Annotated in this window: 2 tRNA genes; both read right to left on the minus strand. The window is 53.3% G+C overall.

From position 1 onward, the window contains the following. Positions 1-97 precede the first annotated feature (97 nt). Positions 98-173, minus strand: a tRNA-Ala gene (locus C722_RS0113260). Positions 174-179: 6 nt separating this feature from the next. Then, positions 180-256 (minus strand) — tRNA-Ile (locus C722_RS0113265). Between the last annotated feature and the right edge of the window lie 76 nt (positions 257-332).

Consider the following 332-nt stretch of genomic DNA (forward strand, 5'->3'; position numbering starts at 1 on the left):
AGTCAGGATTCGCCTCGGCGAACACTCACTTCTGAGCTTTTCAAGCAATCGTGTTAGCTAGTCGACTTACAGTGACGCGCATGGGCCACCAAGGAAATGGTGGAGCCAAGGAGGATCGAACTCCTGACCTCCTGCGTGCAAGGCAGGCGCTCTCCCAGCTGAGCTATGGCCCCATCGATTGGTGGGTCTGGGCAGATTCGAACTGCCGACCTCACCCTTATCAGGGGTGCGCTCTAACCAACTGAGCTACAGACCCAATCGTCTTACCTTGAGTCTATCTAACTCAATTGCTCTTCTATCAGTGAATCAAGCAATTCGTGTGGGAGCTTGTC

It is taken from the genome of Pseudomonas sp. 313 (genome assembly GCF_000316965.1).
GTDB lineage: Bacteria > Pseudomonadota > Gammaproteobacteria > Pseudomonadales > Pseudomonadaceae > Chryseomonas > Chryseomonas benzopyrenica.